The organism is Shimia sediminis, from assembly GCF_003990645.1.
GTDB classification, from domain to species: domain Bacteria; phylum Pseudomonadota; class Alphaproteobacteria; order Rhodobacterales; family Rhodobacteraceae; genus Shimia; species Shimia sediminis.
In genome coordinates, this window is record NZ_RYZK01000002.1 from 192,354 (window position 1) to 212,562 (window position 20,209).

At 58.0% G+C, this 20,209-nt stretch carries 18 protein-coding genes; 13 read left to right on the top strand and 5 right to left on the bottom strand.

Annotated features, from left to right (window positions below; translation table 11 throughout):
* Window positions 1–158 precede the first annotated feature (158 nt).
* Genes EK369_RS05475 through EK369_RS05510 form a run of 8 tightly spaced genes read left to right on the top strand, consistent with a single transcriptional unit; the run spans window position 159 to window position 7,094 of the window.
* Window positions 159–1,034, top strand: coding sequence for a 5-bromo-4-chloroindolyl phosphate hydrolysis family protein (locus EK369_RS05475; RefSeq protein WP_127112691.1), 876 nt, complete (start codon window positions 159–161; stop codon window positions 1,032–1,034).
* 17 nt (window positions 1,035–1,051) lie between these two features.
* Window positions 1,052–2,251, top strand: coding sequence for a toxic anion resistance protein (locus EK369_RS05480; protein WP_127112692.1), 1,200 nt, complete (start codon window positions 1,052–1,054; stop codon window positions 2,249–2,251).
* Between the two features lie 6 nt (window positions 2,252–2,257).
* Window positions 2,258–3,178, top strand: coding sequence for a DUF2927 domain-containing protein (locus EK369_RS05485; protein WP_127112693.1), 921 nt, complete (start codon window positions 2,258–2,260; stop codon window positions 3,176–3,178).
* 22 nt (window positions 3,179–3,200) lie between these two features.
* Window positions 3,201–4,322 (top strand): SPFH domain-containing protein, encoded by a 1,122-nt coding sequence (locus EK369_RS05490; RefSeq protein ID WP_127112694.1) that lies wholly within the window; start codon window positions 3,201–3,203, stop codon window positions 4,320–4,322.
* Window positions 4,323–4,325: 3 nt separating this feature from the next.
* Window positions 4,326–4,730 carry a Rid family hydrolase gene (locus tag EK369_RS05495; protein ID WP_127112695.1) on the top strand — a complete coding sequence of 135 codons (405 nt, stop codon included), beginning with the start codon at window positions 4,326–4,328 and terminating at the stop codon, window positions 4,728–4,730.
* Entirely contained in the window at window positions 4,727–5,260 is a 534-nt protein-coding gene (locus EK369_RS05500) for a cytochrome b (RefSeq protein ID WP_127112696.1), read from the top strand. Before EK369_RS05495 ends, EK369_RS05500 begins: the two co-directional genes overlap by 4 nt.
* Before the next feature lie 45 nt (window positions 5,261–5,305).
* The gene (locus EK369_RS05505) at window positions 5,306–6,415 is read left to right on the top strand and encodes a TFIIB-type zinc finger domain-containing protein (protein WP_127112697.1); all 1,110 of its coding nucleotides are present in this window, start codon (window positions 5,306–5,308) and stop codon (window positions 6,413–6,415) included.
* Window positions 6,416–6,419: 4 nt separating this feature from the next.
* A complete protein-coding gene (locus EK369_RS05510; protein WP_127112698.1) occupies window positions 6,420–7,094 on the top strand; it encodes a nitroreductase in 675 nt (224 codons plus the stop codon).
* 150 nt (window positions 7,095–7,244) lie between these two features.
* On the opposite strand, the gene EK369_RS05515 is transcribed toward EK369_RS05510, so the two are convergent.
* The 3 genes from EK369_RS05515 to EK369_RS05525 all read right to left on the bottom strand — a co-directional run bounded on the left by EK369_RS05515 (window position 7,245) and on the right by EK369_RS05525 (window position 12,318).
* A complete protein-coding gene (locus EK369_RS05515; protein ID WP_127112699.1) occupies window positions 7,245–8,306 on the bottom strand; it encodes a T6SS phospholipase effector Tle1-like catalytic domain-containing protein in 1,062 nt (353 codons plus the stop codon).
* Entirely contained in the window at window positions 8,284–10,581 is a 2,298-nt protein-coding gene (locus EK369_RS05520) for a xanthine dehydrogenase family protein molybdopterin-binding subunit (RefSeq protein ID WP_127112700.1), read from the bottom strand. The genes EK369_RS05515 and EK369_RS05520 overlap by 23 nt, the downstream gene beginning before the upstream one ends.
* A gap of 78 nt (window positions 10,582–10,659) precedes the next feature.
* Complete coding sequence (locus tag EK369_RS05525; RefSeq protein WP_127112701.1) at window positions 10,660–12,318, bottom strand: NAD+ synthase; 1,659 nt, start codon at window positions 12,316–12,318, stop codon at window positions 10,660–10,662.
* A gap of 157 nt (window positions 12,319–12,475) precedes the next feature.
* Between EK369_RS05525 and EK369_RS05530 the strand changes: the two genes are divergently transcribed.
* Window positions 12,476–13,879 (top strand): MORN repeat-containing protein, encoded by a 1,404-nt coding sequence (locus tag EK369_RS05530; protein ID WP_127112702.1) that lies wholly within the window; start codon window positions 12,476–12,478, stop codon window positions 13,877–13,879.
* A gap of 111 nt (window positions 13,880–13,990) precedes the next feature.
* Window positions 13,991–15,142, top strand: a complete 1,152-nt coding sequence (locus tag EK369_RS05535; protein WP_127112703.1) for an LTA synthase family protein — start codon at window positions 13,991–13,993, stop codon at window positions 15,140–15,142.
* A gap of 305 nt (window positions 15,143–15,447) precedes the next feature.
* On the opposite strand, the gene EK369_RS05540 is transcribed toward EK369_RS05535, so the two are convergent.
* A complete protein-coding gene (locus EK369_RS05540) occupies window positions 15,448–16,392 on the bottom strand; it encodes a sugar kinase (RefSeq protein ID WP_127112704.1) in 945 nt (314 codons plus the stop codon).
* Entirely contained in the window at window positions 16,377–17,069 is a 693-nt protein-coding gene (locus EK369_RS05545) for a GntR family transcriptional regulator (protein ID WP_127112705.1), read from the bottom strand. Before EK369_RS05545 ends, EK369_RS05540 begins: the two co-directional genes overlap by 16 nt.
* Before the next feature lie 141 nt (window positions 17,070–17,210).
* Here EK369_RS05545 and uxaC point away from each other — a divergent pair, with 141 nt between their 5' ends.
* The 3 genes from uxaC to EK369_RS05560 all read left to right on the top strand — a co-directional run bounded on the left by uxaC (window position 17,211) and on the right by EK369_RS05560 (window position 20,207).
* Window positions 17,211–18,605, top strand: a complete 1,395-nt coding sequence (uxaC, locus tag EK369_RS05550; RefSeq protein WP_127113263.1) for a glucuronate isomerase — start codon at window positions 17,211–17,213, stop codon at window positions 18,603–18,605.
* A gap of 22 nt (window positions 18,606–18,627) precedes the next feature.
* Window positions 18,628–19,611, top strand: a complete 984-nt coding sequence (locus EK369_RS05555) for a TRAP transporter substrate-binding protein (protein ID WP_127112706.1) — start codon at window positions 18,628–18,630, stop codon at window positions 19,609–19,611.
* Window positions 19,612–19,685: 74 nt separating this feature from the next.
* The gene (locus tag EK369_RS05560; RefSeq protein WP_127112707.1) at window positions 19,686–20,207 is read left to right on the top strand and encodes a TRAP transporter small permease; all 522 of its coding nucleotides are present in this window, start codon (window positions 19,686–19,688) and stop codon (window positions 20,205–20,207) included.
* Window positions 20,208–20,209: the final 2 nt, after the last annotated feature.

The window sequence follows — 20,209 nt, forward strand, 5'->3', positions numbered from 1 at the left end:
CCCTGCGATCTTCCCCCTAGCAACATCAGGCGAAACTTCTTAAGTTTCCGGCAGACTTAGGAGAGATTGAACCCCATGTCCGGAACCGGTTTGCAGAAACTGGCTTATGTTCTGCTTGTCATATTGATGCTCTACGTCTCTATCGCAGGAGGTGTGTGATGGCGCAGCGCTATGGCGGAAAATTCAGTCCCGATGCACAGGAACCCACAGGCAGCTTTCAGGGCGCAAAACGGTCCAAGGTTGGCATACGTGTAAATCTCCTGTTCCTCTTGCCCCTGCCCCTGATCTGGCATGCCTTTGGCAGTGGTCCGACCCAGATGGTGCTGAACCTCGTGGCGCTTGGCGCGTTGTTGCTGGCCGCCTGGATGACCCGCGAAGGGCTCTTGGCCGAAGAGGCTTACGAGGCCCGCACAGTGGCCCGCCGCCCGGCTTTCCCACGCAAGATGACTGGCTCGCTCCTGACGGGGCTTGGTCTTGCCATTGCGGGCTGGGCCGCCTCAGGTGGCATTGCGGCCCCAGCGGTCTATGCCGTGGCCGGGGCACTCCTGCACGGGCTGGCCTTTGGGCTTGATCCGATGAAAAACAAAGGGCTCGAGGGCGTTGACCTGCACCAAACCGACCGCGTGGCCCGCGCCGTGGACCAAGCCGAGAACCACCTGACCGCCATGAGCGACGCCATCAAACGCTGCGGTGACCGCGCGCTCGAGGGCCGCGTGGTGCAGTTCCAGACCACCGCCCGCCGCCTGTTCCGCACGGTGGAAAATGACCCGCGCGATCTCTCTGCCGCGCGCAAGTATCTCAGCGTCTATTTGCTGGGCGCACGCGACGCGACGGTCAAGTTCGCCGACATCTATGAACGTCGCCGTGATGGCCAGGCCAAGGCGGATTACGAGGCACTGCTTAATGATCTGGAGCAGAATTTCGCCGCCCGCACTGAAAAGCTCTTGCTGGATGACAAGAGCGATCTGACAATCGAAATCGAAGTGTTGCGCGAAAGGTTGCAGCGCGAGAGCGTCCGCCACGACGCCGGGTAACCCAAGGGGGAAGTTTTATGTCTGACAAAGTACGTCAACAGGCCGAGGCCGTTCTGGCCGAAGTGGATGAAGTCACTGCGGTGGTTCTGCCCGAACCGACCGAGGCAACCGCCATTGTGCCACTGGCCGAAGCCGATGAACCACTGAGCGCCGAGATTACCAAACGCATGGCCGAGCTGGACATGACCGACACCGGATCCATCGTGAATTTTGGGTCTGCCGCGCAGGCGGAATTGCAGGAAATCTCTCAGGCCATGCTGGCGGATGTGCGCAACAAGGATGTCGGCCCTGCCGGTGACAGCTTGCGCAACATCGTGACCACGATCCGGGGCTTTTCGATCTCGGAACTCGATGTGCGTCGCGAACGCTCGTTCTGGGAAAAACTCTTGGGCCGCGCCGCGCCTTTCGCCAAGTTCACTGCCCGCTACGAGGAGGTTCAGGATCAGATCGACAAGATCACCGACAACCTCCTGAGCCACGAACACACCCTGCTCAAGGATATCAAATCGCTCGACAAGCTTTATGACAAGACGTTGGGTTTTTACGACGAACTGGCGCTCTACATCGCCGCAGGCGAAGCCAAGATCGCCGAGATGGACGCCAAGGACATCCCCGCGAAAGAAGCCGAAGTTCAGGCCGCGGACGAGAAAGATCAGGTCATGAAGGCGCAGGAACTGCGCGACCTGCGCGCCGCCCGCGATGATCTCGAACGCCGCGTGCATGACCTGAAACTCACCCGTCAGGTCACCATGCAATCGCTGCCCTCAATTCGCCTGGTGCAAGAGAACGACAAGTCGCTGGTCACCAAGATCAACTCGACGCTGGTCAACACCGTGCCGCTCTGGGAAACCCAACTGGCACAGGCCGTCACCATCCAGCGCAGCGCCGAAGCCGCCGCCGCCGTGCGTGATGCCAACGACCTGACTAACGAACTGCTCACATCAAACGCCGAGAACCTGCGTCAGTCCAACAAGATGATCCGCGAGGAAATGGAACGCGGCGTCTTCGACATCGAGGCGGTCAAAGCGGCCAATGCCAACCTGATCGGCACCATCGAGGAAAGCTTGCAGATCGCGGACGACGGCAAAGCCAAACGCGCCGCTGCCGAAGCTGATCTGAAACAGATGGAGGCCGATCTGCGCGACACGCTGGCTGCGGCCAAAGCCAAGGCAACCGGCCTCGGCGACACCGTTGCCACCTCAACCGGCGGGGCCTGATCCAAGTTGCAAAAACTCCGCGCGCCCTTGTTCGGTCTGTCCCTGGTTGCACTCGCGGCCTGTGACGGGCTGTCTCCGGGGCGGGGCACCACCGCACCGGTCACCGCACCACCGCCATCCGGCGAGAGCGCCGCGCTGAAAACCTACTACGCCGAGGTGCAGCGAGACCTTCTGGCCCGTGGCCTTCTGCGGACAGACGGCGGCGGGCCGGATACCCCCTATACGCCCGACATGCTGGCGCGAAACTTTGAACAAATCGCCTTTTATGACGAATACGCACGCGGTCAGGGCCTGCGCAAATCTTCTGGTGGTGCAGGACAACTGAGGCGCTGGACCGGCCCTGTGCGCCTCTCGCTGGAATTTGGCAAATCCGTACCGGGCACCCAGCGCAGCAAGGACGAGTCTGATGTCGGCGGCTTTGTGACCCGCCTCGGCGGGCTGACGGATCACCCGATCTCGATGACACGCAGCCGCACCAATTTCCACGTTCTTGTGATGGGCAAGGACGACTCGGCCCAGCTTGAATCCCGCCTGCGCCAGATCATCCCCGGAGCCAACAATTCGACGATCCGCCTGTTCACCAACCCACCGCGCGACATTCATTGCCTGGTGGCGGCGTTCTCTGACACTGACAATGACAATTCGTATCGTCAGGCCGTCGCCCTTGTACGCGCCGAACACCCGGATCTCTTGCGCAAGTCGTGCTTTCACGAGGAAATCGCCCAAGGGTTGGGTCTGGCCAACGACAGCCCCGATGCGCGCCCCTCGATCTTTAACGACGATGACGAGTTTGCTCTGCTGACAACCCATGACGAGGCGCTTTTGTCGATGCTCTACGACCCCCGACTGGCCGTTGGCATGACCCTTGATGAGGCCCGCCCCGTCATCCATCTCATGGCCCGCGAAAAAGCGGGACGCCTGTATTGACCCCAAAAGGAGACCTGATCCCATGGGTATTTTTGACTTTCTGACCGGTGAATTCATCGACGTCATTCATTGGGTGGACGACACCCGCGACACCATGGTCTGGCGCTTTGAACGCGAGGGGCATGAGATCAAGTACGGCGCCAAGCTGACCGTCCGCGAGGGACAAGCTGCGGTGTTTGTGCACGAGGGCCAGCTGGCGGACGTCTTCACCCCGGGTCTCTATATGCTCGAGACCAACAACATGCCGATCCTGACGACGCTGAACCACTGGGATCACGGCTTCAAGTCACCGTTCAAATCGGAAATCTACTACGTCAACACCACCCGGTTCAACGATCTGAAGTGGGGCACCAAGAATCCCATTATTGCCCGCGATCCTGAATTCGGCCCGGTGCGCCTGCGCGCCTTTGGCACCTATTCGATCCGCGTGGTAGACCCCGCCCGCTTCCTGACCGAGATCGTCGGCACCGATGGTGAATTCACCATGGACGAGATCAGCTTCCAGATCCGCAACATCATCGTACAGGAATTCTCGCGTGTGATCGCGGGTTCGGGCATTCCGGTTCTGGACATGGCCGCCAACACCGCTGACCTCGGCAAGCTGGTCGCGGCAGAGATTTCGGGCACGCTGGCCGAATACGGGCTCTCGATGCCGGAGCTTTATATCGAAAACATCTCGCTGCCCCCCGCTGTCGAGGAAGCGATGGACAAGCGCACCTCCATGGGCATCGTTGGCGATCTGGGCAAATACACCCAGTTCTCCGCCGCCGAAGCCATGACCGCCGCCGCACAAAACCCTGCCGGGGGTGGCATGGCCACAGGTATGGGTGCCGGAATGGGCCTAGCAATGGCCCAGCAGATGAGCGGCCCATGGGGCGCACGCCCCGCTGCCGCCCCTGCCCCACAAGCAGCCGCCGCCCCTCCGCCTCCGCCGCCGGTCGAACATGTCTGGCACACCGCTGTAAACGGCGAGACCAAAGGCCCCTTCTCCAAAGCCGCCATGGGCCGCATGGCCACCGCCGGCGAACTGACCCGCGAAACCTATGTCTGGACCGCAGGCCAAGACGGCTGGAAACGCGCCGAAGACGTCTCTGAACTGGCACAGCTCTTCACCATCCTGCCGCCACCACCTCCGGGGACCTGAAACATGCGCGACGTGGTGTCTCCGGACAGCCTGCGCGACGCGGTGGACGCAACCGGGTTTTCTCCGGCCGTGCGCGCCGGGGATTTTCTGTTTCTCACCGGAGCAACCGGTGGCGCGCCCGATGGCACGATGCCAGACAGCGTGTCCGAGCAATGCCATAACGCGCTGGCAAAGGTCGTTGAGGTTCTCAAGGCCGCAGATCTCGACGCAAACGCCGTGGTGGACCTGACCAGCTACCACACCGATATAGAAACTGACTTTGCCGCGGTGGACGCAGTCCTGCGCGCTGTGTTGTCCGAACCCCTCCCGGCGTGGACCGCCGTCGAAGTTGCTCGCCTGCGCCGCCCCGGCGCCCGGATCGAGTTTCGTATCGTCGCCCACGCCCCAAACACAACGACAAAGCCATGACCAAACGCACCTTCATCAAATGGCTCCACTGGCTGAGCGCCGGGCTGATCCTTTATTTTTATCTTGTCGAACCTGAAGAGACCCGCGGTCAGACCAACAAGGCCGAGGCCCTATCTACCCATGCGGGCATGGGGATCGTACTGGGACTTGTCACCGCCATCTGGCTCTTCATGTTTCTGCGCAAGGGACTTGCCGGGCGGCCCGGCCCAAAGCTACCCGGCTGGGGCAAACGCTTTCACACCCTGTCCCACAAGGCCCTGCAACTCGGCGTTCCGCTGATGGTCGCCACCGGCGCCTTCTCCGGGCTTGCGGCCCCTTTCGTGATACGGGCCTTTGGCACCCTGCCCATCAACCCCGGCTTTGGCGGCAAAGGCCTGCACAACCTCGCCGAGGAAATCCACGAGGTTGTCTTCAACGCACTTCTCTTTGTCATCGTCGCCCATGTGCTCTTTCACCTCTGGCGGCATCTCATGCTCAAGGACAACGCGCTGCGCATCATGGCGCCCAAGGCATTGCACAAATACCTCTGAGCCTTCATCTTGCTAAAAATACTCCCGCCGGAGGCTTATAATCTCATGTCCCAAACCCCGCCACCGCCCCCGTCCCCCGAGCAAACGCACCGCTTTCCCTGCCAGCAATGCGGGGCGGACTACCGCTTCGATCCGGGCAACGGCACGCTGACCTGCGACCATTGCGGCCACGTGACCGCGATGGAGGAAAACGACACACCCACAATCCGCGAACTCGATTTCCGCAAAGCCCTGAACGACCAGCTGCCCGCGCAGGAAATCGAAGAGACCCGCGTCACCCAATGCCCCAACTGTGCCGCCGAGGTCGCCTTTGACGCCGCAGCACATTCGACCGAATGCCCCTTCTGCGCCACGCCGGTTGTGGCCGACACGGGCACGCACCGCCATATCAAACCCCGCGCGGTCTTGCCCTTTGCGTTGAGCGAGCGACAGGCCCACAAGGAAATGACTCAATGGCTCGGGCGCCTGTGGTTCGCGCCCAACGGGCTCAAGGAATACGCCCGCAAGGGACGCAAGATGAACGGTATCTACGTGCCCTATTGGACCTATGATGCCGACACCAAAACCAAATACACCGGCCAGCGCGGCACGATCTACTTCGTCACGGAAACCGTGATGGTCGACGGCAAACGCCAGCAACGACAGGTGCAGAAGATCCGCTGGACGCCGGTTTCGGGCCGGGTAGCGCGGTTCTTTGACGATGTGCTGGTGCTGGCCTCACGTGCGCTGCCAAAACGCTACACCGACGCGCTCACCCCGTGGGACCTGAGCCACCTGCGTCCCTATTCCCCCGAGTTCCTCGCCGGGTTCGCCGCCGAGGGCTACACGGTTCAGCTGGACGAAGGCTACGATGAAGCCCGCCACATCATGGATGGCATCATCGAACGCGACATTCGTTTCGACATCGGCGGAGATCGCCAGCAGATCCACCAGATGTCGACCAAAGTCAGCGACGTGACTTTCAAGCATATCCTGCTGCCGGTCTGGCTCGCCGCCTATAAGTACCGCGGCAAGACCTATCGCTTTGTGGTCAACGGCCAATCGGGCAAGGTTCAGGGCGAACGCCCCTGGTCGGCCTGGAAAATCACCTTTGCCGTCTTGCTTGGGCTGACTGCTGCAGGCATCATCGGCTTCCTCATTGCCCAAAATCAATAGAGACATGACCCCACATTCAAGCTTGCAAGGCCTGCTGGCCGACCGCCACTCCTGCCGCGCCTTCAAATCCGATCCGGTGCCACGGAATGTCATCGAAACCATCCTGACCGATGCGGGCCGCGTGCCCTCGTGGTGCAACGCCCAGCCCTGGCAGGTGCATGTGACCAATGGCGCCGCAACGGAAGCCTTTCGCACGGCCATGTTGGACGCTTTCGACACCGGCGCGCCCAACACTGACTTTGGCGGACCCTCAGGCTATAGCGGCGCGCGCAAGGAACGACGCCAGACCTGTGGCATGCAGCTTTATGATGCGGTTGGGATCGGACGGGGTGACCGGCCCGCGCGCACGGCCCAGATGCGCGAGAATTACGCGTTCTTTGGCGCACCACATGTGGCGATGATCACCTCGGCGGCAGAGCTCGGCGCTTACGGGGCGCTTGACTGTGGCGGGTTCATCACCTCGTTCTGCCTCAGCGCGCAGGCACAGGGCATCGCAACCATTCCACAAGCCGCACTGGCCTATTACTCCGATCAGGTCCGGGCGCATTTTGACATCCCCGGTGATCAACTGGTGCTGGCAGCGATCTCTTTTGGCTACGAAGACCCCGACCACCCGGCCAACAAGTTTCGCACCGACCGTGCCGCACTGGACGAAATGGTGATCTGGCACGAGGGTTAGACACCTCTTTCGCGCAAAGGGTTTCGAAACCCTTTGAAAACGCAAACTCACATTTGCGTCGCCAAGTGCCTTCAAAGGCACTTGAACAAGCCGTTTCGAAACGGCTTGCGCGCGCAGGTACATACCTTGCTTGCCCCCAGTTGGACACCATCAATCAGCCCAGGTCAGATCCTGCGCAAGGTCCGCGTCCACATGGCCACGGGCCGTTTCATGAAGGCTCTCTGAGACATCCCGCCCCACGGCGCGGGCCTTGCGGAACAGGAACATCTTGCCCCAACTGTTCCAGGTCCCCACCGAGGGCGCTTCGGCGTCGATCTCAAACCGATCCTGCCAGCCCTCGGGCAGCGGTAGCCCGCACCCTTCTGCCTTTTCCAACATCCAGACCAGCGGGATATTGGCCAGCGGACGGGCGGCTTCGACCCCACCCAATTGCCCGCCGATATCCCCATGGGCACCACGGAACCAGACCTGCTGCGCCCGCCCGCCCCATCCTTCGGGACATTCCCATAACACCGGCTCAAACACCTCGCGCGTCTCGTTCAGCGCCAAAGCGTGAAAGCCGTGTTTGATCGATGGCCCCAGATGATGGTTGTGAAACGCGTGACGTTCCTCGGTCAACCGCCACAACAGCGGCAAACGCAGGCCCAGCGCCTTGACCGTATCCCAGACACCGATCATCTCGATCTCGGTCTCGGGGTAGCAGTGTTCAGCCGCAAAGGCCCGGGCCGCATCCCCATCCGGGTTGGCCTCGTACAGCCGATAAATCTGCCGCACATTGCGTTCCGTGGCACAGGACGCCCGGAGCAACCCGACACGGTCAATGACCCCTGCCAAGGAGCGCACCGCAAAGGCCCCGCGTGAATAGCCCATCAGGAAAATACGGTCGCCGGGGCGATAGCGCGATGCCAGGAACCCATAGGCCCTGCGGATTTGACGATTCAGGCCCCGCCCCATCATCACATCCAATGTCGAGCGCCAGTTGTTCCACTGCACGCCCGCCTCGTAATACACGGTCACCTGCCCGTTCATCTCCTGCAGCAGGCGATAGGTCAGACCGGCATTGGTCTCTTCCCCCGGTTCGAGCGAAGACATGGTCCCGTCGAGGATAATCACATGGATCTGAGGCCCGCGCCCGCGCGTCTTGGTGTGGTCAGTCCGAAGCGGGCGACCTAGCCACCGAAAAATCCGTTTACTGAGACCTGACAGATCCATCCTGTATCATTTCCCAAACTCTGAGTGGTGTGAATGGCATATCCGCCTGCCGCACCCCCCGTTCCCACAGCGCATCCTGCACTGCGTTTGCCGTTGCCGCCATTGCGCCAACTGTCCCGGCCTCGCCGCAACCCTTCATGCCCATGATGTTTGTGGTCGAAGGCACCGGTTCCGTGTCAAACACATACATAGGCACATCCGAGGCCCTTGGCATCGCATAGTCCATAAACGTTGCCGTGAGCAACTGGCCATCCTCATCATACCCGACATGCTCCATCAGTGCCTGACCGATCCCTTGCGCAATCCCGCCATGAACCTGCCCCTCGGCCAGCATCGGGTTGATAAGATTGCCAAAATCATCCACCACCGAGTAACGATCCACCGTGACCTGCCCGGTGTCCGGGTCCACTTCGACCTCACAAACATGTGCACCATTCGGGAAGGACCGGCCCGGCAAAGTCATCCGCGCCTCGTGCTGCAACAGGTCCGCGCGCCCATCCGCCCGAGCCATCTCGGCCACATCCAGAACAGACGGCGTCTCATTAGACCCATCCGCGCGGAAGCGTTCGTCGTCAAAGCTGATCGCATCCTCTTCGACCCCCAGCTTCTCTGCCAGATAGGGCCGGAACGCCGCCATCATCACATCCACAGTGGCCAAGGTCGCGCTGTTCTGCGTGGTGACCGAGCGTGACCCGCCAGTCCCGCCCCCTTGGGCAATGCGGTCACTGTCGCCCTGCACCACCTTTATCAGATCGGCCGGAATACCCGTCTGGTCCGACAGGAACTGGGCATAAACCGTCTCATGCCCCTGACCATTGCTTTGCGTGCCCACATAAATCGACACGGTGCCATCCTCGTTAAACTCAACTTTCGCGCCTTCCGAAGGGTCCCCCAAAATACTTTCGATATAGTAACACAGACCCTGCCCGCGCAGTTTACCCGCTGCGGCACTGGCAGATTTGCGCGCCTCGAACCCGGCGCGATCCGCCACCGTGCCCACTGCCGCCAGCACGCGCGGAAAATCCCCGACATCATAGGTCTCGCCCGTCGCGGCAGCATAGGGAAAGGCCTCGGGCTTGATGAAGTTTTTCCGCCGCAGGTCCCACGGATCAACACCCAACTCGCGCGCAGCGCGGTCCATCAGCCGCTCAAGCACATAGATCGCCTCAGGGCGCCCGGCCCCGCGATAGGCGTCGACCGGGGCGGTGTTTGTGTAGATCCCCTCAACCCGCAGCCACGTATCCTGCAGGTCATAGACCCCCGGTAAGACGCGACTGAACAGGCGGGTCTGGATCATCTGACCAAACTGCGAGTTATAGGCCCCGAGGTTCGATTTCGAATGCACCCGATAGGCCAGCACCTTGTGGTCTTTGTCCAAGGCCATTTCAGCCACGGAAATCAGATCACGCGCGCCATTGTCGCCCAGCATCGCTTCGGTTCGCTCCGACATCCAGCGCACCGGACGCCCCAACAGGCGCGCAGCTTGCGCCACCGAAAACATCTCGGGATGCACCATGCCCTTCATACCAAATCCACCGCCAACGTCGGGGTTGGTGACGCGCACCTGCTCAGGAGCCAACTTAAAGGCCGCCACCAGCTGGTTTTTCGGCACCCAGACGCCTTGCGCATTCACGGCCAAATGCAAACGCCCGTCGTCCCACTCGGCATAACAGCCACGCGGCTCCAGCGGGTTCACGATGACACGGTTGTCGTCCACGTCCAGCGACACTACATGGGCCGCGCTGTCAAAGATCGCTGCGACAGCGGCCTCATCGCCCATGCCCCAGTCAAAGGCGCGGTTGTCGGGCACGTCTGCATGCAGGGCCTCTCCGCCCGCGTCCCGATCCAGTTTCGCAGGCAGATCATCATAATCGAGCAGGATCATCTCAACCGCATCGCGCGCCTGGTCCAGTGTTTCCGCCACAACCAGCGCCACAGGTTCCCCGACAAATCGCAGCTTTTCGCGTGCCAGCATCGGGCGGTTAGGCTGCGCACCTTTTGGCCCATCCAGATTATCCACCGTGACCGAGAACATCGCGGTGTTCATGCCTGCCGCCTCGAGATCCTCAATGGTCAGAACCGCGTGCACCCCGTCCGCCTCGCGTGCGTCGCTGACATCCAGCTCGGTGATCCTTGCATGGCCAACCGGCGAGCGCAGAAACACTCCATGCAGCGCATCCTTGGGGGCAATGTCATCGACATACCGCCCCTCACCTTTCAGAAAACGCAGGTCTTCAACCCGCGTAACGGATTGGCTCTTGCCAAACTTTTCCATGGATCGTCCCTCGCGCCTCGTCTGTCATCCAAAGTTAGGCGCAGGGGCTGGACAGTCCAACCCTTCGGGACGTCATTTTCAACTTTCGTCGCGGAACCTGTTCACGATTGGATAGCGACGGTCCATCCAGAACGCCTTTTTCGACAGGCGCGCGCCGGGGGCGGACTGGAACCGTTTGTATTCCGAAATGTAAATCAGATGCTCGACCCGCTTCACCGTTTCACGGTCGTACCCAGCCGCCACACAATCCGCGACCGATTTATCCTCATCCACCAGCATGTACAGGATGCCGTCCAGCACCTCATAAGGCGGCAGACTGTCTTCATCCTTCTGGTCCGGACGTAATTCGGCAGAGGGCGGTTTGTCGATGATGGACGGCGGAATGACCTCGCCCTCCGGCCCCATCATCCAGTCGCGATGCACCGAATTCCGCCAGCGCGAGGTTTCAAACACCCGGATCTTGTACATGTCCTTGATCGGGTTATAGCCGCCCGCCATGTCGCCATAGATCGTGGCATAGCCCACTGCGACCTCGGACTTGTTGCCGGTGGTCAGCAGCATCTCGCCGAACTTGTTCGACATCGCCATCAACAACAGCCCCCGCAGGCGGCTCTGGATATTCTCCTCGGTCAACCCCGGTTCCGTGCCCTCAAACAGCTGCGCCAGCGTGTTGGTGATCGCCTGCCGCCCTTCGGCGATCGGCACGTAATCATATCGCACACCCAACCGCTCGGCGATGTCCTTGGCGTCATCCAGAGACCCTTGCGAGGTATACTCGGACGGCAACATTACACAGCGCACATTCTCTGCGCCCAGCGCATCCACCGCAATCGTCGCCACCAGTGCCGAGTCGATGCCGCCGGACAGTCCCAAGAGCACCTTCTTGAACCCGGTCTTGCCCATGTAATCGCGCAACGCTTCGACGCTGACGCGGTAATCCTGTTCCTCACCGGCAGGCAACACAGCCTTCTGTCCATGCTCGGCCCGCCAGCCATCTGCAGTGCGTTCAAAGTCTACATGCACAGTCATCTCGTCAAAGACCGGCAGCTGCACCGCCAGCTCTCCGCCGGGGTTCAGCACAAACGACCCACCGTCAAACACCTGATCGTCCTGACCACCCACCATGTTGATGTAAACCAGCGGCAACCCGGTCTCGATCACGCGGGCAACCATATGGTTCATGCGACGGTCGAACTTGTCCCGGTAATAGGGCGAGCCGTTCGGCACGACCAAAATCTCCGCCCCAGTTTCCTCAAGCGTCTCGCAGACATCCTCAAACCAGGCGTCCTCGCAAATCGGCGAGCCAACCCGCACCCCGTTCACGTCATAGGGACCACCCAGGGGCCCGTGCTCAAACAGACGCTCTTCGTCAAACACCGTGTAGTTCGGCAGATGGTGCTTGCGCTGACGATGCACGATCTTGCCACCGCGACAGACGAAATAGGCGTTGTAAAGCTTGCCATCCTCAAACAGCGGCCCTCCAATCGCCAATGCAGGACCATCGGCACATTCCTCGGCCAGCTTTTCCACACGCGCCATCGCCGCCAGATGAAATGCCGGCTTCAGAATCAAATCCTGCGCGTTGTATCCGGTGATGAACATCTCGGGCAGCGCCACCAGGTCGGAACCCGCCGCCTTGCCCTCTTCCCAGGCCGCCCGCGCCTTGGCCGCATTGCCTTCCAGATCGCCCATCGTCGGGTTCGCCTGGGCCATGGTCAGTTTGAATCGCTCGGCCATGTCAGCCTCCTGTCACGTCTTCGCACGAAGATTTAGCAGATGTGCACGCGAGGAAAAGGTCAAACGCCCAAAAGACGTTGCCTGCCGCGCGGCCCTGCTTTAGGATTTTGCAAAAGCCGTGGCAGCGGCAGGGGTCGACCCTTGGGGATAGAACAAGATGAGCAGAACTCGGGCATTCACATTGGCATGTATCCTGGCAACCGGAGCTTTCGCGGCGCCCGCGATGGCCCAGGAAGGCGAGGTCCTGACCAAGCAATATGACGATGGCGGCGTCTATGAAGGCACCTTCAAGGGTGGCTTGCAGCATGGCACGGGCACCTACCGGTTGCCCAATGGCTATGAATACACCGGCGACTGGATGGACGGCGAGATCAAGGGCAAGGGCATGGCGCGCTTTCCCAATGGCTCGGTCTACGAGGGCGACTTTGCCAAGGGCAAGCCCGAAGGCATCGGCAAGATCACCTTTACCGATGGCGGCACCTATGAGGGCGAATGGGCGGATGGCAAGATCACCGGCCAGGGCGTCGCGGTCTATGCCAACGGCGTGCGGTTCGAAGGCAGCTTCCTCAACGCCATGCACAACGGCAAAGGCGTGATGACCAGCCCCGGCGGCTATGTCTACAGCGGCGACTGGGTCAATGGCGTCAAAGAGGGCATGGGCGAAATCACCTATCCCGATGGCGCCACCTACGTCGGCCAGATCGTCGCGGGCGAGCGTGACGGCCAGGGCACCCTGACCATGCCGGACGGCCTGATCTACGAAGGTTTGTGGAGCGTGGGCCAGATCGAAGGCACAGGCAAACTGACCCAACCCAACGGCGACGTCTACCAAGGCGAGCTGGCAGGCGGCCAGCGTCAGGGCACCGGTCAGGTGGCCTATGCCAATGGCGACACCTACAACGGCAGCTTTGAGGCCGACAAACGCCACGGTCAGGGCACCTTTATAGGCTCAGACGGCTATGAATACATCGGCAGCTGGGTGGCTGGCCGGATCGAAGGCGACGGCACCGTGACTTATCCCGATGGCTCGGTCTATGTGGGTCAGTTCCGCAACGATCTCGCCGATGGCATCGGCAAAATCACCTATCCGGACGGCTCCTCATACGAGGGCGCCTGGGTCGAAGGCGTCATCGATGGCTCTGGCAAGGCCCTCTATGCCAACGGGCTGGTCTACGAGGGTGAGTTCGCCAACGCCAAGAACCACGGTCGCGGCATCATGACCTACGAAGACGGCTATCGCTACGAAGGCGACTGGGTCGAGGGCCAGCGTCACGGAATGGGCACCGCGACATATCCCGACGGCACCGTCTACGAAGGACAGTTTGCCCACGGCCAGCGCGAAGGCATCGGCGAAATCGTGATGCCCGATGGCTTCCGCTATGCAGGCGAATGGCAAGCCGGAGAAATCAGCGGCAAAGGCGTGGCCACCTACACCAACGGCGACATCTACGAAGGCATGTTCAAAGCCGGCAAACGCCAGGGCGAGGGCACCATGCGCTATGCCACCGGGCAAGAGGCCACAGGCGAATGGCAAAACGGGGCGCTGGCGTCAGACGGTTGACCTTACGACAACCGAAAACTCCCGACAAGCGCCACCGACCTCATCCCGATCTCTCATTAGAAACGTCTTGTGGTCGACACTTAAGCGGTGCCGCACCAACTAATTGAAAACATGCCCCATCACCTAAAAGCAGAGTGCGAGAAAACACATTCATTCTTTGGTGTTACCCTGCTGTTTTTGGGGCTCTTTTCAATTGGGGCTTTTTTGATCGGCAGATATTTCTTTGGTTGGAGTCGGCTTGGGTTTGTTTGCCACATGCTCGTGCTACTGGCAGCTTGCGGCCTCGCATGCGCACCTCTGTGGCTGCATCGGACCAAGGCACTTGGCAGGGACCGCGCAGAAAAGTTCTCCAGGATTGCAGTGGTTTCTTTGTTGTCAACGGAACTCATGTTCAATCTGTTTTCCTTAGGGATGACAAAGTTCGCCGGTGTCCCAGTCAATGTCTGGATGGTAGTACCTTATGTTGTGGATCCCCACCAAGCGGCAAAAGTGGCGCTTATTGCTGCCGCAATTATTGCTGGCTGGTCCACAGTTTTTTTGGCCATGTGGCGGCTTTGGCCTCGTGTTGGGCGTTTTGTTTCTTCGTCCCGGGAACCAAACTTGAGCGTCAGACTCTCGGGAATGACCACGGTCACTTGCCTTGTTCTCATTATGTTGATCCCCAACCGGTGGTGGCAGGGAGAAGAAGTTACCAAGTGGTTTAGTAAAAGCAGTACCGGCGACCACGTACCTTTTGGTATCTCCGACATTCTGAGCGATGCGCAGCGACAGAAGGAAGAAAGATACCGAAACCAACTGCTCTTTAAGACCGCCCGAGAGCTGCCGGTTGTCCTCATAACAGTTGACGCCCTGCGGCCAGACCAGATGGGAGTTTATGACCCTGAAAAAAGCACAACTCCATTTCTCTCACGTCAGGCGGCACAGGGATTGTTGCGGAAATATGATCATGCCTTTTCAGTTTGCTCAGCGTCAAACTGCGGATTGACAGGATTGGTCAAATCTCAGGCGTGGGACAATATGAATGTGCATTCCCTTGGCCTCATGGAGGTGTTGTCCGCTCTTGACTATGAACTGACGTCAATTCTTTCAGGTGACCATTCGAATTTCTTCGAGCTAAGAACGGCCTACAGCTCTGAAATCAAAACATTTTTTGATGGAACGATGTCCAGCGACTTTGATCTGAATGACGACCGAAGCGTTCTAGCAAAAGTAAAACTATTGCCCCCCCAAACAAATCGCGGCAATTCTATCATTTTCATTTGATGTCCGCACATAAACGCGCCGAATACCTTGCTGTCATGAGTTTGTGCACTGGTGGTCTCGATCCTTGACGGGCGTAGCGGTTGTAGATGGTCGTGTGAGGACCATAGCGGGAAGGCAAATCCCGCTAGGGCGCTCCTGTTCGCAAGATGTAGAAAATGCATTCAGGGTGGTTCGGTCATCCTTTCGCTTTGGGCCACGCCCCTGTTGCGGTACATAGGGCTGCGTCGCGGCCCATTCCTCATCGCTCAAGTCAAATCTCGCCACGTCACACCTGTTTTGAGCAGGTGAATCACGATTGCCCATTGTCAACAACACAGGGAGTTGGGTTCAGATCCTAGTTCAATCAGAGCGCCCTGGTTGCAGATGACCTGCGCTGCAAGCTCACATCCGGTTCTCACAGCATCGTCGAGCCGCGAGCCCGCCAAATAGGCAGACAAGAACCCCGCATTAAAACTGTCACCGGCGGCTGTTGTGTCAACCGGTTCTGAAACTTTTGGCGGGCTGAACCGGCACAATTCAGAACCGCGGCGGAGAAGGATTTCCTTGTCTCCGTTTTTTACGACGACTAATTGTGCTCCAAGTTTGCTGTAGCGGTAAGCAGTTGCAGCAGTATCGGTATCCCCAAAGTGCATCTGCTCATCTTCAAATGAGGGCATTATTACGTCTGAGCATTGCGCAAACATCGTTGTTGATGATCGCATTTCTCCGCTGTTGGACCACAGCTTTGGGCGAAGGTTCGGGTCGAAAACTATGGTTTTTCCCTTTGCACGGGCTTCCGTGAGTGCATTGTGCAGGTTTCGCCGTCCGCTGTCGTCAATTATGGCAACACTGATACCGGAGAAGTAGATTACATCCGCTCGCTCCATGACGTTTGTCAGCAATTTACTTGAGGACGCAAACGTTTTGGCGGCACTGTTGTCTCTCCAATAGGTGAAGCTGCGCTCACCTTGGTCGAGATGGATCATATATAGGCCGAGCGTGCGGTCAGTTCGTTTGATTACATCAGACAAGTCCAGGCCGGAATCGTGAGCAAAGCCAAGAAAGTCAGCCGAAATTCTGTCCACACCGACTGCTGTGAAGTAATTTACCACCCAGTCTTCCCGGAATTCACGCGCCGCATACCAAGCAGTGTTGAATGTGTCACCCGCGAAGCTTCGCGAAATGCCTTTTGTTCCCGGGTTTTGCGATATCTCGATCATGCATTCACCAAGAGCCAGAAATCGTTTTTTCGGCATCAGTCTTCGAACCATTCGTGGTTTTCTTCGCGCAGCTGCGCGATCGCACTTTCAATTTGCGAAAGGTGATCTCTCATGGCGTTCTCAGCGCGTTCAGGATTGCGGTCTCGAAGCGAGGCAAGTAATTCGACATGACCTTCCAGTGCGGTCTGTGATGAAAAAGCTAGGGACAAATAACGCACCCGGTCGGTATGTGCTTTCTTTTCCTGGATGCTTTTCCAAGTGAATGAAAGGCCCGCAAAGACGCATATGTCGCGGTGAAACTGATTATCCAGTTGATGAAAACGCTCTTTTTGGTCTTCGCGGATAGCCTTCTTTTGCTCTTCGATCTGTTCTTCTAACGCACTGATGTGATCGTTGGTCAACGACATGCAAGCGTTGCGAATATTTTCAACTTCAATGGCTGTACGTATGTAGCGCGCCTCAAAAACATCACGCGCCGAAATCCGACTAACGACAGTCGCACTTTGGGGTTTGATGATAAGAAAACCGAGCGTGGACAGACGATAGAACGCATCCCGAACGGACTGGCGTGACACACCGAGCTGTTTCGAAACTTCAGCCTCCGAAATTTTGGTTGCTGGCGGAAGATCGAGCGTGAGAACTTTCGAGTACAAGGTCTCAAACACTTGCTCTGTAACGGTTACCCTTGCGACGGGTTGCATGTTTTTAACTGCCGTTTTTAGCGCCATGGGGCTCCGCTCCTTAATCGTTGACGAATCAATCCCACTAACATATTAGTCGTCCTGCAACTAACATATCAATCGTGTAGTTTGTTGTTAAGCCTTAATGCACGATGAAGGAAACTAGGTAAAGGGAGAGCGCGTGTGTTGATGAAAGATCGGCTTTTTCCGCAGGATCAGCAAACTCGGGACATTGCGCGCGAGCTTTACTCCCATGTAATGGAACTCCCGATCATCAGCCCGCACGGCCATACCGATCCCAATTGGTTTGCGAGCAACACCGCTTTCGCAAACCCGGCTGAATTATTTGTGACACCCGATCACTACCTGTTTCGCATGTTGTATTCTCAAGGGGTCAAGCTGGAAGACCTCGGCATCTCACGACGTGACGGCGGAGAGATAGAGGCAGATCCAAGAAAGATCTGGCGTACCTTCGCAAGCCACTATTTCTTGTTTCGCGCAACTCCAACGGCGCTATGGATAGATCACTCACTGCAAGAGGTCTTTGGTGTTACCGACCGGCTAAATGCCAAAACAGCCGATGCAATTTATGATCGCATCGATGGTTGCCTGAAGTCCCCCGAGTTTCGACCAAGAGCCCTGTTTGAAAATTTCAACATCGAAGTGTTGGCCACGACGGAAAGTGCGCTTGATCCGCTTGAAGCGCACAAGAAAATTCAGGCTTCTGGCTGGGGTGGCCGCGTGATCACGACATATCGCCCAGACACCGTAATTGACCCGGAAACACCGGGGTTTGCTGAGAATATCGCCCGTTTTGGCGAAGTGACGGGTGAGGATACTTCATCCTGGGGCGGTTATCTGCAAGCGCACCGCAAGCGCCGCGCAGAATTCAAAGCTCATGGGGCAACCGCGACCGATCATGGACATCCAACTGCCCGCACCGAAGACCTATCACGCAGCGATGCAGCTGGGCTATTTGATCGTGCACTTGCCGGTCGTCTTTCTTCTGAAGAAGCCGGTCTTTTCCGAGGTCATATGCTTACGGAAATGGCCCGGATGAGCATCGACGATGGGCTCGTCATGCAATTGCACCCCGGTTCTGTGCGCAATCACAATGCTGCGGTTTTTTCCACATTTGGCCGAGACAAAGGCTTCGACATTCCCAGTCGAACAGACTTTGTAAACGACCTAAGACCGCTCCTAAATGCCGTTGGTGACGACCCGCGTCTGACGCTTATTGTCTTTACGCTGGATGAGGCGGCTTATGGGCGCGAGCTAGCCCCGTTGGCGGGCGCCTATCCCGCACTAAAGCTAGGGCCGGCTTGGTGGTTTTTTGACAGTCCCGAAGGCATGCGCCGGTTCAGAGAAATTACCACCGAAACTGCGGGTTTTTACAACACCGTCGGCTTCAATGATGACACGCGCGCGTTCTGTTCTATCCCCGCGCGCCATGATGTCGCCCGCCGAGTTGATTGCTCTTATCTTGCTTCACTAGTGGCTACCGGCCGGTTGAGCGAAGTGGATGCATCCGAGGTCGCCGTTGACCTCACCTATCGGCTTGCCAAGCAAGCCTACCGTCTCTGAAGGTTCAATTTGGGAGGAAACCATGAACATTAAGACAACAACCCTTGCCGCGCTGTTCGCCTCGGCGGCTATGGTCACATCTGCTTATGCGGAATGTGAAGTCAATCTTCGTGCCGCAGACAACCAACCTGCAGGCTATCCGACTGTAGCAGCGGTTGAGGCCATGGGCGACATGCTGAAAGAGCGTAGCAACGGCCGAATTTGCTTGGAAATGTTCCACTCTGCACAGCTAGGTCAGGAAAAAGATACTATCGAACAAACCCAGTTCGGCGTGATCGACATCAACCGTACCTCAATCGGCAACTTCAACAATATCGTTGAGGAGACCCAGGTTCTTGCATTGCCTTACATTTTCCGTTCGGTCGAGCACATGCACAATGTTGTTGACGGTGAAGTTGGGGGACAAATTCTCGGTGCATTCGAGGAACACGATCTGGTAGGTCTAGCATTCTATGACTCTGGATCGCGCAGCTTCTACAATTCTCAAAAGCCCATTACATCCATCGAAGATTTGGCTGGTATGAAATTTCGGGTGATGGGTGCCGATATTTTCGTAGATATGGTTGCAGCGCTTGGCGCAAACGCCACGCCGATGCCATTTGGTGAAGTTTACTCTTCGCTTCAAACCGGCGTTATCGACGGCGCGGAGAATAACTGGCCTTCCTACGAAGGAACAGGTCACTTTGAGGTGGCTAAATACTATACTCTCGATCAGCACCTCATTGTTCCGGAAGTTCTCACTATGTCAAAAATCGCTTTTGACAAGCTGAGCGCTGAAGATCAGGACCTTGTGCGCGAAGCAGCACGAGATTCCGTTCCTGTCATGCGTGAACTTTGGGCAGCACGCGAAGCTGTTTCCGAAGCCAAAGTTCGTGAGGCGGGTTCAGAGATCATCACTGATATCGATAAAACCCCGTTTATCGAAGCAATGGTCCCAGTTTACGAAAAACACGTGACTTCACCGCTTTTGCAACAACTTGTCGCCGACATTCAGGCGGTCAAGTGACCGAAGTTTAGCAAATACTCCGCCTCGGTGCATTCCGGGGCGGAACACACCATTCGCAAAGTATGCGGAGAAAAATGCAACAATATCTTGTCACGGCTTCTCATATTACAGGATTGATCGGACGCGCAGCACTTTGGCTCGCGGGGATTTGCCTGGTTCTCATGACTGGCTTTATCGCAGCGCAGGTTTTCTGGCGCTATGTCTTGAACGACAGTATCATCTGGACGGAACCTGGCTCTGTCATGCTGATGGGCTGGTTCATTTTTCTTGGTGCCGCAGTTGGAATACGCGAAGGTTACCACCTTTCCTTCGACGTTTTGCTGCATGTGCTTCCCGAGTGGCTGAAGAAAACCTTTCATACGATCTCGGATGTTGCCGTCACTACTTTTGGTTGCGGCATGATTTGGTACGGCTACCAGTTGGCGGAGAAAACTGCCGGAAATACGCTGCCCTCGTTACACATATCGGGCGCGTTCAGCTTTGTTCCCCTCATTTTCGGTGGAGTGCTGGTGGTAATTTTTTCGATTGAACGGGTGCTGCGCCGGGCAGCTGGCTTGCCGACTGCCCGTTTTGGCGATGACAGCGGAGAGAGCTGAGC